The 13,922-nt window shown below is 69.2% G+C and carries 11 protein-coding genes and 2 pseudogenes; 6 read left to right on the plus strand and 7 right to left on the minus strand.

Annotation, left to right across the window (positions count from 1 at the left end; translation table 11 throughout):
* Positions 1 to 370: 370 nt before the first annotated feature.
* Together PGN14_RS16585 and PGN14_RS16590 are read right to left on the minus strand one after the other, a co-directional pair.
* A complete protein-coding gene (locus PGN14_RS16585; protein ID WP_335300691.1) occupies positions 371 to 676 on the minus strand; it encodes a hypothetical protein in 306 nt (101 codons plus the stop codon).
* A 53-nt stretch (positions 677 to 729) separates the two neighbouring features.
* Positions 730 to 1,710: a cysteine synthase A gene (locus PGN14_RS16590; protein WP_335300692.1), complete on the minus strand. Its 981-nt coding sequence runs from the start codon at positions 1,708 to 1,710 to the stop codon at positions 730 to 732.
* A 133-nt stretch (positions 1,711 to 1,843) separates the two neighbouring features.
* Here PGN14_RS16590 and PGN14_RS16595 point away from each other — a divergent pair, with 133 nt between their 5' ends.
* On the plus strand, positions 1,844 to 2,230 hold the full coding sequence (locus PGN14_RS16595; protein ID WP_335300693.1) for a hypothetical protein: 387 nt from the start codon (positions 1,844 to 1,846) through the stop codon (positions 2,228 to 2,230).
* A 45-nt stretch (positions 2,231 to 2,275) separates the two neighbouring features.
* Here PGN14_RS16595 and rarD read toward each other — a convergent pair whose 3' ends face one another.
* From rarD to PGN14_RS16615, 4 genes and pseudogenes are all read right to left on the minus strand, one after another.
* Complete coding sequence (gene rarD, locus PGN14_RS16600; RefSeq protein WP_335300694.1) at positions 2,276 to 3,166, minus strand: EamA family transporter RarD; 891 nt, start codon at positions 3,164 to 3,166, stop codon at positions 2,276 to 2,278.
* A gap of 172 nt (positions 3,167 to 3,338) precedes the next feature.
* Positions 3,339 to 5,408 carry a glycoside hydrolase family 97 protein gene (locus tag PGN14_RS16605; protein ID WP_335300695.1) on the minus strand — a complete coding sequence of 690 codons (2,070 nt, stop codon included), beginning with the start codon at positions 5,406 to 5,408 and terminating at the stop codon, positions 3,339 to 3,341.
* A gap of 2 nt (positions 5,409 to 5,410) precedes the next feature.
* A pseudogene (locus tag PGN14_RS16610) lies at positions 5,411 to 6,993 on the minus strand (alpha-glucosidase family protein).
* Between the two features lie 193 nt (positions 6,994 to 7,186).
* Positions 7,187 to 7,393 (minus strand): hypothetical protein, encoded by a 207-nt coding sequence (locus PGN14_RS16615; protein ID WP_335300703.1) that lies wholly within the window; start codon positions 7,391 to 7,393, stop codon positions 7,187 to 7,189.
* On the opposite strand from PGN14_RS16615, the pseudogene PGN14_RS16620 reads away from it, so the two are divergent.
* Positions 7,299 to 8,274, plus strand: a pseudogene (locus PGN14_RS16620) (LacI family DNA-binding transcriptional regulator). The gene PGN14_RS16615 and the pseudogene PGN14_RS16620 overlap by 95 nt on opposite strands.
* 1 nt (position 8,275) lies before the next feature.
* Here PGN14_RS16620 and PGN14_RS16625 read toward each other — a convergent pair.
* Positions 8,276 to 10,552: a TonB-dependent siderophore receptor gene (locus tag PGN14_RS16625; RefSeq protein ID WP_335300697.1), complete on the minus strand. Its 2,277-nt coding sequence runs from the start codon at positions 10,550 to 10,552 to the stop codon at positions 8,276 to 8,278.
* A 90-nt stretch (positions 10,553 to 10,642) separates the two neighbouring features.
* On the opposite strand from PGN14_RS16625, the gene PGN14_RS16630 reads away from it, so the two are divergent.
* From PGN14_RS16630 to PGN14_RS16645, 4 genes are all read left to right on the plus strand, one after another.
* Positions 10,643 to 10,966: an iron transporter gene (locus tag PGN14_RS16630; RefSeq protein ID WP_335300698.1), complete on the plus strand. Its 324-nt coding sequence runs from the start codon at positions 10,643 to 10,645 to the stop codon at positions 10,964 to 10,966.
* Entirely contained in the window at positions 10,963 to 12,819 is a 1,857-nt protein-coding gene (locus PGN14_RS16635) for a PepSY-associated TM helix domain-containing protein (RefSeq protein WP_335300699.1), read from the plus strand. Before PGN14_RS16630 ends, PGN14_RS16635 begins: the two co-directional genes overlap by 4 nt.
* Before the next feature lie 228 nt (positions 12,820 to 13,047).
* Positions 13,048 to 13,464, plus strand: a complete 417-nt coding sequence (locus PGN14_RS16640; protein ID WP_335300700.1) for a sugar transferase — start codon at positions 13,048 to 13,050, stop codon at positions 13,462 to 13,464.
* Positions 13,442 to 13,747 carry a sugar transferase gene (locus tag PGN14_RS16645; protein WP_335300702.1) on the plus strand — a complete coding sequence of 102 codons (306 nt, stop codon included), beginning with the start codon at positions 13,442 to 13,444 and terminating at the stop codon, positions 13,745 to 13,747. The genes PGN14_RS16640 and PGN14_RS16645 overlap by 23 nt, the downstream gene beginning before the upstream one ends.
* The last annotated feature ends 175 nt before the right edge of the window (positions 13,748 to 13,922 follow it).

Consider the following 13,922-nt stretch of genomic DNA (forward strand, 5'->3'; position numbering starts at 1 on the left):
GGCAAACAACGTTGGTCCTGCCCCCAATGTCGTTGAGCAGGATGTATCAGGGTTAATTGGGGATGAGAAGGGATTTTCGGGGACAGTCGGGGATTGTCCTCAAAATTGCGCTTCTTGGCGGTTCTACGAGGGCGGCGGGCGCTCCGCACGGGCGCGAAAAGCGCCGCGCCGGCCCGCGAATCGACGCTCGCGGGCGGCGAAATCCGGCATTTTCCCGATCGTCCCCGGATTTCCCCGAACGCCCGCCCCACGCCGCCCTGTCATGCCCGACTTGATCCGGCATCCAGGGTTCCGCAAAAGCTGAAGCCGCCGTGTTCGCGGCTGGATAGACCCCGGGTTCAAGCCCGGGGTGACGGAAGCAACACCGCCCTCACTTCGCCGCCGGCGTCGCCCCCGCCGCCGGGGTGTTGGCGGCCGCGGGGGTCACGCCCAGTTCGGCCAGCGGCTCGTTGCTGGGCGTCGGCGTCGGCGCCGCGCCGGGGGCGGCGAGATTGCCGATCGCGGCGACGTTGCCCGCGCCCTTGACCGGCGCCTCGCGGTTGACGGTGGAGAAGATCGCGCTCGCCAGCCCGATCAGCAGCACGACCGCGGCCAGCCCGCTCATGCCGACGCGAACGCGCTGGCGCATCTGCTCGGCATGGGCGCGTTCGCCCGCCGCCTTGTCGTGTCGTGGCACCTTCATCTCGTCGTGCGATCCTATCCGATCGCCGCGATCGTGTCGATTGCGCCTCAACGCGCCGGTCGGACCAGCCCTTTCGCCGCCAGCCAGGCGGGATCGTAGAGCGTCGACAGATAGCGGAAGCCGGTGTCGCACAGGATCGTCGCGATGCGCTTGCCCGGCCCCAGGTGCCGCGCCAGCCGCACCGCGCCCGCGACGTTGATGCCCGACGACAGCCCCAGGCACAGCCCCTCCTCGACCAGCAGCCGGTCGATCCAGTCGAGCCCCTCCTGATCGGGGATGCGGAACTGCGTGTCGACCGGTGCGCCCTCCAGATTGGCGGTGATCCGCCCCTGTCCGATCCCCTCCGCGACCGACGACCCTTCCGACTTCAGCTCGCCATGCGCATAATAGGCATACAGCGCCGCGCCATGCGGGTCGCTGAGCGCGATGCAGACATTCTCGTCCTTCGCCTTCAGCCCCAGCCCGACGCCCGCGAATGTCCCCCCGGTGCCGACCGCGCAGGTGAAGCCGTCGACGCGCCCCTCCATCTGCGCCCAGATCTCCTCCGCGGTGGTGACCACATGCGCGCGGCGGTTGGCGATATTGTCGAACTGGTTGGCCCAGATCGCCCCCGGCGTCTCCTCCGCGATCCGGCGCGAGGTGTGGACGAAATGGCACGGCGAGGAATAGGGCGCCGCCGGCACCGTCACCAGCTCCGCGCCCAGCGCGCGCAGCGTGTCCATCTTCTCCTTGGACTGGGTGTCGGGCATCACGATGATCGTGCGGTAGCCCTTGGCGTTGGCGACCAGCGCCAGCCCGATCCCGGTGTTGCCCGCCGTCCCCTCGACGATCGTGCCGCCGGGCGCCAGCAGCCCCTTCTCCTCGGCATCCTCGACGATGAACAGTGCGGCGCGATCCTTTACGCTAGCGCCAGGGTTGGCGAACTCGCACTTGCCGAAGATGTCGCAGCCGGTCGCCTCGCTCGGCCCCTTCAGCCGGACGAGCGGGGTATTGCCGATCAGGGCAAGCGTATCGGGGGTGGTATGCATCGCGCCTAGATGCGCAGCGGCATGGCCCGCGGCAAGGGAGCATTGCTTTCACCGCACCTTGCCCCACTTGCCACCGCTTTCCCGCGCCGACGGGCTTGACGGATTTTTCCGCATACGCGAAGCGGTGGACGCCATGAAGAACCTCGCAATCCTCCCCCTCGCCGCCTCTCTGCTCGCTGTCGCAGCATGCAATTCGCAGCCGGACAAGCCGCAGGTGATCGATACCAACCCCGATCCGATGGCCTCGCAGCTGGCGAACGCCGCGCCGGTCGAGCTGCCGCCCGCGATCAAGGCGGACAAGACGATGCGCTGCAAGGACGGCAGCCTCGTGTACGTCACCTTCTTCCAGGGCGACAAGCAGGCCGTGGTCCGCACCGAGAAGGACGGCGCCGCCACCACGCTGAAGGGTCCGGAGGCGGGCAAGCCGCTGATCGCCGAGGGCGGCTGGTCGATGACCGGCTCGACCAGCGAAGTGATGGTGACCCGTCCGGGCAAGGCCGCGGTGTCCTGCCACTCGTAATCGTCGACGTTTCCAAGCCCCTCCCCTGAAGGGGAGGGGCTTCTTCTATCCCGCCATCCTCCGCCGCGCGCCCAGCGCATAGACCGTGCACCCGGTCCAGATCAGCGCGAAGGTCACCAGATGGACCGGGCGCAGCGGCTCGCGGAAGATCAGCACCGCCTCCAGGAACTGCAGCGTCGGGGCGATATATTGCAGCAGCCCCAGCGTGGCATAGCGCAGCCGCCGCGCCGCCGCGGCGAACATCAGCAGCGGCGCGGCGGTGATCGCACCGGCCATCACCAGCAGCACGTCCACCCCGCGATCCTGCCCGAACGCCCCGCTGCCGTCCGCCTGCGCGGTCAGGATCAGCATCGTCGCGGGCACCAGCAGCAGCGCGGTCTCCACCGTCAACCCGCCCAGCGCATCGATCGCGGCCACCTTGCGGATCAGGCCATAGACGCCGAAGCTGAACGCCAGCGTCAGCGGGATCCACGCCGCCCCGCCGCCGGACACCAGCCCGTCCGCCCCCAAAGCCACGACCCCCGCGGCGGCGATCGCGACCGCGATCCCCTGAAGCCGGGTGATCCGCTCGCCCAGCACGATCATCCCCAGCGCGACATTGACCAGCGGGTTGATGAAATAGCCCAGGCTCGCCTCCAGCACATGCCCGTTCTGCACCGACCAGATATACACCAGCCAGTTGACCGCGATCAGCGTCGCCGATGCCGTCAGCAGCGCCAGCGTCCGTCCCCGCGCCGCCACCCGGATCGCGCCGACGCGCCGCACCGCGACGACGATCGCCGCCAGCAGCAGCACCGACCAGACGACGCGATGCGCCAGCACCTGCAACGCCGGCACGCCGTGCAGGAGGCGCAGGTACAGCGGCAGCAATCCCCAGATGGTATAGGCGCCGATGCCGAGGATCAGGCCGTTGCGGGTGTGCGCGTCGGTGGTCATGCCGGATGCGTTGGCCGGTCGAGGGGCGCGGTGCAAGGCTGGTGGCTCACCCTCACCCTTCCGGCGCTTCGCGCCTCCCTCCCTCTCCTATTGGGAGAGGGAAGAGGCCTGCCCGGCGCAGCCGGGTGGGAAGGGTGAGGGCGACGGTAGAGGCCGGGTGGATCGGCGCCCCCTACTTCCTCCCGCCCGGTGCGACGAAGCGGATCGCCTGCCCACCACCCGGCGCGAGCGCCAGCGTCAGCGTGTCCCCCCGACGCACGCGGCGTTCCTCGATCGCGATCGCGTGGCGCTGTTCGGTGCGATAATCCGCGCCATCGCCGTCGCGATAGACCTGCGCGATGTACGTCTTGCCGGCGTCGAGGAAGTCCAGCGGCACCGTCAGCGTGCGGGCCGTCTCGTCGGTGATGCTGCCCAGATACCAGTCGTTCGAGGCGCGATCCTTGCGTGCGACCGTCACATAATCCCCCACCGCGCCGTTCAGCACGCGCGTGTCGGCCCAGTCGACCGGCACGTCGCGGATGAACTTGAACGCCGCCCTATGCTTCGCGTAATTCTCCGGCGTGTCGGCGGCCATCTGCACCGGCGAATAGATCACGACATACAGTGCCAGTTGCTTCGCCTCGGTCGACAGGATCGCGCTGCCGCCCTCCCCGGTCAGGCTCAGCACGCCCGGCGTGAAGTCCATCGGCCCGCCCAGCCATTGCGTGAAGAACATATTGGCTTCGTGCTCGGGCGGGTTCTTCCCCGCCCAGCTGTTATATTCCATGCCGCGGCCGCCCTCGCGGCTCAGCCAGTTGGGGAAGGTGCGGCGCAGCCCCGTGTCCTTGACCGGCTCATGGCTGTCGATGCCGATCCGATACTTCGCCGCGGTCTCCACCACGCGCGCATAATGGTTCACCATCCACTGGCCCTCGTGCCACTCGCGCCGCTTCGTGCCGTCGGCATCGACGCGCTCGATCTGTCCCGCATCGGCGACATAGCCGGTCTTGATCGCCGGAATGCCGTGGTCGCGCGCATAGGCGAACGCGCGGTCGAGCTGCGCATCGTAATGGCTGACCGACCCGCCCGTCTCGTTATGCCCGATCAGATACACGCGCTTCGCCTTCGCGTAGCGCGCCAGCGCCGCGGCATCGAAGTCGGGCGTGGGCCGGTCGAACTGCATCGCGGTGCCGTCGCCCATCCAGTCGCCGTCCCAGCCGACGTTCCACCCCTCCACCAGCACCCCGGGGATGCGATTGGCGGCGGCGAAGTCGATATAGCGCTTGACGTTGGCGGTGGTGGCGCCGTGCTTCGCGCCGGTCGCCCAGCTCCACTCGCCCTTGATCATGTTCCACCACACACCGACGAACTTGCCCGGCTTCAGCCAGGATACGTCGCCCAGCTTGTTGGGCTCGTTCAGGTTCAGAATGTTGTGGTTCATGTACAGACCGGCGGCATCGTCGGCGATCGCGATCGTCCGCCACGGCGTCGCGAACGGCGCGTCGCGCGACACCTTGGGCGCGCCGGCGCCGGGCGTCAGCACCGCCTTCAGCGTCGTCGTGCCCGCCACCTGCGCCAGGTTCATCGCCGAGAAATCGACCAGCGCCGCCTCGTGGATCGAGACATGCGTGCCGCTCGCCAGTTTCGCGGTGAAGACGGTCTGCGCGGTGCCGACCGCGCTGATGGGGGTACGGCTGTAGAGATATTCCTCGCGGTTCGCCTCATATGCCGGCTTCCACCAGGCGGTGCCGTCCTCCGCCAGCGCAAACTGCGTCAGCTCCTCCGCGATATTGGCGTGGTGCAGGTTCGGCTGGTCGGGGAAGGAATAGCGGAACCCGACGCCATCGTCGAAGAGGCGGAAGGTGACGACCATCTCGCGCCCCGGCGCCTTCTTCTCCTTCAGCCGCACGACCAGCTCGTTGTGGTGGTCGCGGATCGTGGCCCATTCGCCGAACGGCTGCGTCCATGTGCTGTCGCTCGCGCCGGTGGAGGTGCCCGCCAGCATCAGGTCGCGCTCGATCTTCGGCGCGTCGGTGAACTGGAAACCGAGCGCGCTGGGGGCGATCACCGGCGTGCCGCGGCGCGCGACGGCGTAGGTCGCGCGCCCGTCGCGGTCCAGCGCCACCGTGACGACGATCGATCCGTCGGGCGAGGTGCCGCGCGCGATCGTCGTGAGGACGGCGACCTGCGCCTGCGCCGCGGGAATGACGGCGGGAGAAAGGAGCGCGGTGGCGGCGGCCAGTGCGGTCAGCAGCGTCTTCATCGTCACTCTCCCCCTCGCGCGATCAGCGCGCCATAGGCGCCGAAGCCGTCGTCCTGCATGTCGTGCTCCAGCAGCGGCACCAGCCCCGCGGGGCGCACCCATGCCACCGGCGCAGCGGTCAGGTTGACCGCGACCAGCAGCCGCTCGCCCTCGTGGACGCGCTCGAACGCGATCACCCCCGCGGGCGCCGCCACGAAGCGCATCGTGCCCACCCGCAGCGCCGGCTGCGCGCGCCGCAGCGCCAGCACGCGCCGCGTCCAGTGCAGCAGCGAGGCGGGGTCGCCCTCCTGCACCGCGACCGCCATCGCGGCATGATCCGCGCCGAACGGCAGCCATGTGTCCGGACCATCGGTGAAGCCGTGCCCCGGCGCCTCCGCGGTCCACGGCATCGGCGTGCGCACCCCGTCGCGCCCCAGCGTCAGCGGCCAGTTGGCGATCGCCTCCGGGTCCTGCAACTTCTCGAACGGCACCGCGACCTGCGTCAGCCCCAGTTCCTCGCCCTGATAGAGGAAGATGTTGCCGCGCAGCCCCGCCAGCAGCACCATCTTGGCGCGCGCGAAGGCGTCGCGATGCTCCGCCGCCGCCCAGCGCGACACCGCACGCGGCGCGTCATGGTTCTCGAACGCCCAGCTCGGCCACCCCTCCCCCGCCGCACCCGGCCAGCGCGACAGCGCGGTGCGCACCAGTTCCGGCGTCAGCGCATCGGCATAGAGGAAGTCGAAGCCATAAGCGGTGTCGAGCCGCCCCGGCGCGGTATAGTCCTTGCGCACGCCGTCGCTGTCGCCGCCGCCGATCTCCGCCACGGTGAAGCGCGCGTCATAGTCGTCGGTCAGCGCGCGGATACGCTCCACGAACGGCAGCATCTCGGGCTGGTTCAGGCTGTGGAGCTGCTGCTGGAAATCATATGAGCGCGTCCGCACGCGGTCGCCCGCGGGCGCGGGCGGATTGTCGCGCAGCGCCGCATCCCCCATCGCATGGTTGATCGCATCCAGCCGGAAGCCGTCGACCCCGCGGTCGAGCCAGAACCGCCCCACCGCCAGCAGCGCCTCCTGCACCGCCGGGTGGCGCACGTTGAGCTGCGGCTGCTCTTTCAGGAAGGTGTGGAGATAATATTGCCCACGCCGCGCGTCCCACGTCCACGCCGCGCCGCCGAACACCGACTGCCAGTTGTTGGGCGGCGTCCCGTCCGGCTTCGCATCGCGCCAGACGTACCAGTCGGCGCGCTCGCCCGTCCTGTCGGCGCGGCTCTGCACGAACCAGTCGTGCCGGTCGGAGGTATGCGACCACACCTGGTCGACGATCACCTTCAGCCCCAGCGCATGCGCGCGCGCCACCAGCGCGTCGAAATCGGCCAGCGTGCCGAAGATCGGGTCGATGTCGCGGTAATCGGCGACGTCATAGCCGAAGTCGGCCATCGGCGAGGTGTAGAAGGGCGAGATCCAGATCGCGTCCGCACCCAGCCGCGCGACATGGTCCAGCCGCGCGGTGATCCCCGCCAGATCGCCGATGCCGTCGCGGTTCGAATCGGCGAAGCTGCGCGGATAGATCTGATAGACCGTCGCCCCCGCCACCACGGCTGCCCCATCACTCATCCTCCCGCTATTCGTTCACCGTATCGTCCCCACCTCCCGCTGTCGCGCGGTGACATACGTATTCACACGACGTCGCACGCGCCGTAAGATCTCGCCGTTCGCCCTGAGGAGCCGTTGAGCGAAGTCGAAACGGCGTCTCGAAGGGCATGTGCTTCGAGACGAGGCTTCGACAAGCTCAGCCTCTCCTCAGCACGAACGGATGATGGCCGAAACGTCGATGGTGCTACGACCGTCGCAGGAGGGGGCGATGGCACAGCAAGGCAGGATCACGTCGTTCGACATCGCCGAGCGCGCGGGCGTGTCGCAGCCGACCGTCTCGCGCGCCTTGCGCGGCGACCCCACCGTCAGCCTCGCCACCCGCGCGCGGATCCAGGAGATCGCGCGCGCGCTCAACTATTCGGTCGATCGCGCCGCCTCCTCGCTGCGCCGGGGCGAGGCGCGGACGCTGGCGCTGCTGTTCTTCGAGGATCCGCTGCCCGACGGTTCCGGGATCAACCCCTTCTTCCTCGCCATGCTGGGATCGATCCTGCGCACCTGCTCGACGCGCGGCTACGACCTGCTCAGCTCGTTCCAGCAACTGTCGTCCGACTGGCACATGGACTTCGCCGACAGCCGCAAGGCGGACGGGCTGATCCTGCTCGGCCATGGCGACTGGTCGCAGCATCGCGCGCGGCTGGCGCAGCTGGTGGCGCAGGGCACGCGCTTCGTGCGCTGGGGATCGGTGGAGGAGCGCGATCGCCTCGGCACCGTGCTGGGGTGCGACAATCGCGCCGGGGGGCCGCGCCGCGGGCGAGCATCTGATCGCGCGCGGCTGCCGCCGCATCGCCTTCGTCGGGGTGGCGGACGACAGCTTCCCCGAGTTCCGCGACCGCTGCCGCGGGCTGCACGACGCGATGCGCGCGGGCGGCGTCGCGATCGACCCCGCGCTGCATGTCCCTGCGCTGTCGCTGGAGGCCGCGGGGCGCGACGCGGTGCGCACGCTGATCGCGCGCGGCGCGGCGCTCGACGCGATCTTCGCCGCGTCCGACATGATCGCGCTCGGCGCCCTGCGCGCGGTGGAGGAAGCGGGGCTGCGCGTCCCCGACGATGTCGCCGTGATCGGGTTCGACGACATCCCCGCCGCCGCGCTCACCCGCCCCGCGCTGACCACCGTGGCACAGGATTATCCCCGCGCCGGCGCGCTGCTGGTCGATACGCTGGTGCGCGCGATCGCCGGCGAGGAGACGGCGGACCACACCCTCCCCGCCCGGCTTCTGGTCCGCGCCTCCGCGTGACTCACCAATTGTAGCGCAACGTCCCCACCACGGTGCGCGACGCCCCGAAATAGCAGCTGTTGTTGAAGAAGCAGCTGGCGATATGCCGCTTGTCGAACAGATTGGCCGCATTCACCGTAAAGCTGAGCCCATCGTAGCGCGCGTCCACCGCACCGAAGTCATACCCCAGCACCGCATCCGCCAGCACGAAGCCCGGCGACTGGAAGCGGCGCGTCACCAATGTGCGGTTTTGCGTGATCTGCGCCGTCCCGTCCGATTCGCCGACGTAGCGCACGCCGCCGCCGATGTTGAACCCGCCCAGCGCGCCCTGCGCCACCTGCTTCAGGTCATAGGCGACGAAGCTCGACGCGCTCCACTTCGGGATGCCCAGTGGTCGCGTGCCGGTGACGCCGGCCAGCTGGTCGCCCGTCCCGGTCGCCGGATTGCCGCGCACGGTCAGCGCATCGGTGTAGCTCGCCGCCACCGTCAGCGACAGGCCGGGGGCGAGATCGCCACGCCCGTCGAACTCGATGCCCCGCACCTTCACCTCGCCCGCCTGGATCGAGAAGCCGGTATTGACCGGATCCGGCACGGTCGCATTCTGCCGCCGCAGGTCGAAGGCGGAGAGCGTGAACAGCGCATTGGCGCCGCGCGGCTGGAACTTCAGCCCCGCCTCATACTGGCGCCCCGTTACCGGCACGAACGGCGTGCCGGCGAAGGTGGTCCCGGTCTGCGGCTCGAAGCTCTCGGAATAGCTGACGAAGGGCGAGAAGCCGATCCTGGTCTCATAAAGTGCGCCGACGCGCCCGGTGAACGCCGTCTGCTTCAGCGTGGAGATCGCGCCGCTGATGCGGTTGCGCGTCAGCTGGGTGTACCAGTCATAGCGCCCGCTCGCGATCAGGTTCAGCCCGCCGATCGCGATCTGGTCCTGCGCATAGGCGCCGACCTGATCGATCTTGCGGAAACTGCGCGTCACGCCCGGAAAGCGCAGCAGGTCGCTGGTCGGCAAATTCTGGCCATAGACGGGGTTGTACAGGCTCAGGTCGGGGATGCTCGGCGTCGCCGCCGCGCCGATCGCGAACGCCTGGTCGTTGCTGCCGCGATTGTTCTGCCAGTCGAGCCCGGCGAGCAGCGTATGCGTGACCGGCCCCGTGGCAAACTCCGCCGCCATCCGGTTGTCGAGCGTGATCGTGCGGAACGCCTCGTCCGCGCCGCCGCCGCCCCGCGTGATCCGGGTCAGGTTGGTGTTGCCGTTCGCGTCCAGGTTGGTGTTGGCGTTGAACGACAGATAGATCTGCCGATAGTGCAGGTCGATATCCAGATAACGCGCGTTGGTGGTCCAGGTCAGCGCATCGCTCAACTGATGCCGGAACAGGATCGTCGCCGATTTCTGCGTGCGGTCGAACGCCTCATACCCCGGCTCGGACACGTTGAGATCGACCGGCAGCGCCCCCGCCGGGCTGGGCAAGGCGGAGCCATAGACTGGCACCCCGCTGTACGACGCCGCTTCGGGATCGCGCTGATAGTTCAGGATCAGCGTCACGCTGGTGCGGTCGTCCGGCGCGAACGTCAGCATCGGGCGCGCATAATAGCGCCGGTTGCGGGTCAGCGCGATGAACCCGTCGGACCGCTCCGCACCCGCGATCACGCGGAACAGGAACTTGCCCTCCTTGTCGAGCGGCTGGTTGAGGTCGATCGAGGAGCGCAGCAGGTCGAAATTGCCCGCCGCCAGCTCGATCCGCCCGCCCGCCTCGCGATACGGCACCTTGCTGGTCAGGTTGACCAGCCCACCCGGGGTGGAATTGCCGTAGAGGACCGACGCCGGCCCCTTGATGATGTCGACGCGGTCGACCAGGTGGAAGTCCACCTGCGGGCTGGCATAGACACCGCCCAGCAGCCGCATCCCGTCCATATAGATGCCCGGCGTGAAGCCGCGGATGTACAATTGGTCGTAACGCGTCGCCACGTTGCCGCGCTGGTTGGGCGCGACACCCGCGACATAGCCCAGCGCCTGATTGATCGACTGGACGTTGCGGCGCAGCAGCTCCGCCTCGTCGAGCACCGTCACCGCCTGCGGCAGCGCGATCAGCGGCGTCGGCGTCTTCGCGCCCGCCTCGCCGGTGCGCCGCTCGCGCACGCCGTTGACGATCACGTCGTCATTCTCGCGCACCTGGCCCCCGTCCGTGTCGGCGGCGACATCGGCGGCGGCCGGCGCCTCGGCCCGGGCCGGCATGGCGGTGCTCGCCAGCAGCATGGCGGCGCAGACGCCGGGCAGCACGAAGGAGCGGCGATCCCGCATGATGAATTTCCCTTTTGTTATTGATAGTGACTCGCAGATGCTGCTAGAAGCGATAAACGAGATCGGCAAGGGGGTTGGTTCGAAATGTTGATGCAGCGGATCGATCCCCGATCCCCGGGTCGCCCGTTGGCGCGGCGCGTGCGGCCGGCGGCGCTGGCGATGGCGGCGCGCTGCGCCACCGCGCTGGTCGGCGGCTATGCCGCGGCGGCGGTGCTGGCGACGCTGCTCGCGCGGCTGCTGCCGATCGCGCGGGTCGAGGCGACGCTGTGGGGGATGATCCTGTCGTTCCTCTTCTATGCCGTGATCGCCTTGTGGTGCTTCGTCGAGCCGCGGCTGTGGCGCGCGGCGGCGCTGGTATGGGGCGTCGCCCTGCCGGGCGCGCTGCTGCTGTGGTGGCTGGGGGTGCGGGCATGAGCGCGACCCTGCCCGCGCGCTCGCTGCGCCAGGCGATGGCCTGGATCCACGGCTGGCTGGGGCTGGTCGCGGGCTGGATCCTGTTCGCGATGTTCCTGACCGGCACCGCCAGCTATTTCCGACCGGAGATCACGCGCTGGATGCAGCCGGAACTGGGCGCCAACCGCACCGCCGCCGCCGATGCCGCCGCCGCCGCGGTGGCCGGGCTGGAGCGGCAGGGGCATGGCGGCGACCTGCAATGGTTCATCTATCTGCCCGACGCGCGCACCGCGATCACGCGCGTGTTCGCGATACCGCAGCCGACGGCGACAGCGACCGCGGGCGCCGCGAAGACGCGCAGCCCCGAACTGGAGCTGGATCCCGCCACCGGCGCGCCGATCGCCGCGCGCGAGACGCGCGGCGGCGAGCATTTCTATCGCTTCCATTTCCAGTTGCAGCTGCCGCATCCCTGGGGCCGCTGGCTGGCCGGGCTGTGCGCGATGTTCATGCTGGCGGCGATCATCTCGGGCGTGGTCACGCACAAGCGCATCTTCGCCGACTTCTTCACGCTGCGCTGGAACAAGGGGCAGCGCAGCTGGCTCGACGCGCATAACGTCAGCGCGGTGCTGGCGCTGCCGTTCCATGCCGTCATCACCTATACCGGGCTGATGACGCTGGTCGTCATGTACATGCCGTGGCCGATCGCGGCCAATTACGCCAAGCCGATCGACTTCAGCTACGACGTCTATGGCGCCGCGCCCGAGCAGGAGGCGGCGGGGCGGCCCGTGCCGCTGGTGCCGATCGCGCCGCTGATGCGTGATGCGGAACGGCGGCTCGGCGGCGAGGCATCGCGCGTGGTCATCCGCAATCCCGGCGATGCCGCCGCCACCGTCACCGTGGCGCGCACCGGCGCCCGCGCGATCAACGCACGCGCACCGACCGTCACCTATGCGGGCGCGACCGGGCGCGTCATCGCCGCCTCGCCCGCCGGCGGCGTGGCGACCTCGACGATCGGCGTGATGCTGGGGCTGCACATGGCGCAATTCGCCGGACCCGCGCTGCGCTGGCTGCTGTTCCTGCTGGGCGCGACCGGCGCGGCGATGGTCGGCACCGGCCTGCTGCTGTGGACCGCGGCGCGGCGCCGCCCCAATGCCGCGCCCTTCTTTGGGCTGCGGCTGGTGGAACGGCTCAACATCGCCACGATCGCCGGGCTGCCGGTCGGGATGGCGGCCTATCTGCTCGCCAATCGCGCCATCCCCGCGGGCTGGGAAGGCCGCGCCGACATGGAGGTGTCCGCGATGTTCTGGACCTGGGGCGTGGTGGCGGTCGCGCAACTGCTCCTGCCTGCGGCGCGCGCATGGCGTGCCGCCTTCGCGCTCGGTGCGCTCGCCTTCGCCGCGATCCCGCTGGCCGATCTGGCGACCAACCCGCGCGGTATCGCGGCGCGCTGTTCCTCGCGGTCGACGCGGCGAGCCTCGCCATCGCCGCGCTGCTGGGGGTTCGCGGCCTGGCGCGCCGGCGTGCCGCGCAAGGCGCCGGCGGGGCGCGCCCGTATGGCACACGCGCGGTGGTACATGCCTGAGGCGCTGCTCCCCGCCGCCGTCGCGCTGCTGCTGTTCGCCGCCGCGAGCCATCGCTTCCGCCGCGAATCGGGGGTCGTCACCCCTTTCCAGGTCCGTGCCACGCGAATCGCCGCGATCCTGTCGCTGCTGATCTCCTGGTGGACGTGCGGCGAGGGCCTGCCCGGGGAGCGCGTCGTGCGCTTCGTCATCGCTGTTTCGGTCGCCGCCGTGCCGATAGTGCTGGCGCTATCGATTGCAGCAACGACAATCCTCGCGCCGATACGCGTCCTGTCGTCCCGGCGCACACGCTGATCGTCGCGCCACCGCCTCCTCTCGGCGCGGCCGCGAAAAAGTGCGTCATAATGAAGGATACAATCCCGTCGCCGATCGTTGCGCGCGTCGCATCATTAACGTCATTTTATGCAATCGAGCGCTCAAGTGACCCATTTTGGGCGTGAAGCGAACCGGAGAGTTCGTTTTTTCCGCTTAATATCGTGTTGATGATGTTGTATTGGTGCAGTGCACAACGAAAGGGGTATCATGGCTACCGTGTCATCGATCGCGATGGACGACACGCTCGACCGTCCGGGCCATACCCCCGCCACGTCCGCGCTGCCGGCATTCATGTGGGACCAGCGGATCACCCGCGGGCTCGACGTGATCGTCGCGCTGGTGGCGATCCTCTTCTTCGCGCCGCTGATGATCGCGATCGCGCTGTGCACCTATGCCGCCAACCCCGGCCCGATCTTCTTCGCGCAGCCGCGCATCGGCCGCGGCGGGCGCCTGTTCCGCTGCCTGAAGTTCCGCACCATGGCGACCGATGCGGAGGCGCGGCTACAGGAACTGCTGCGCACCGACCCCGTCGCGCGCGCGGGAATGGGAGCTGGACCACAAGCTGCGCAACGATCCGCGCATCGTCGGCATCGGCGGCTTCCTGCGCAAGAGCAGCCTCGATGAGCTGCCGCAGCTGTTCAACGTGCTGAAGGGCGAGATGAGCCTGGTCGGCCCGCGCCCGATCGTCGAGGCGGAGGCGCGCCGCTATGGCCGCTACATCCGCCATTATTGCAGCGTCCGTCCCGGCATCACCGGGCTGTGGCAGGTCAGCGGCCGCAACGACACTTCCTATCGCCGCCGCGTGGCGATGGACGTCGCTTACTCGCGCAGCCGCAACGCCGCGATGGACATCCGCATCCTCGCGATCACGGTGCCCAGCGTGCTGATGGCCAAGGGCTCCTACTGACCCCATCCTGCTCATTGCGGTCGATCATGACACCCCGGCGCCTCCGCTCCGGGGTGTTTCTTTGTCCGCGCCCTGCGCTGCCGGAACCCGCACCCGCCCGCGCCATTTAGGCTAAATGGCAGCAACAACACGACGAATCGGCGTTCTCACCTTCCACCGCTGCATCAATTATGGA

Origin of the sequence: Sphingomonas adhaesiva (genome assembly GCF_036946305.1) — a bacterium.
In the GTDB taxonomy this organism is placed as follows: Bacteria; Pseudomonadota; Alphaproteobacteria; order Sphingomonadales; family Sphingomonadaceae; genus Sphingomonas; species Sphingomonas adhaesiva_B.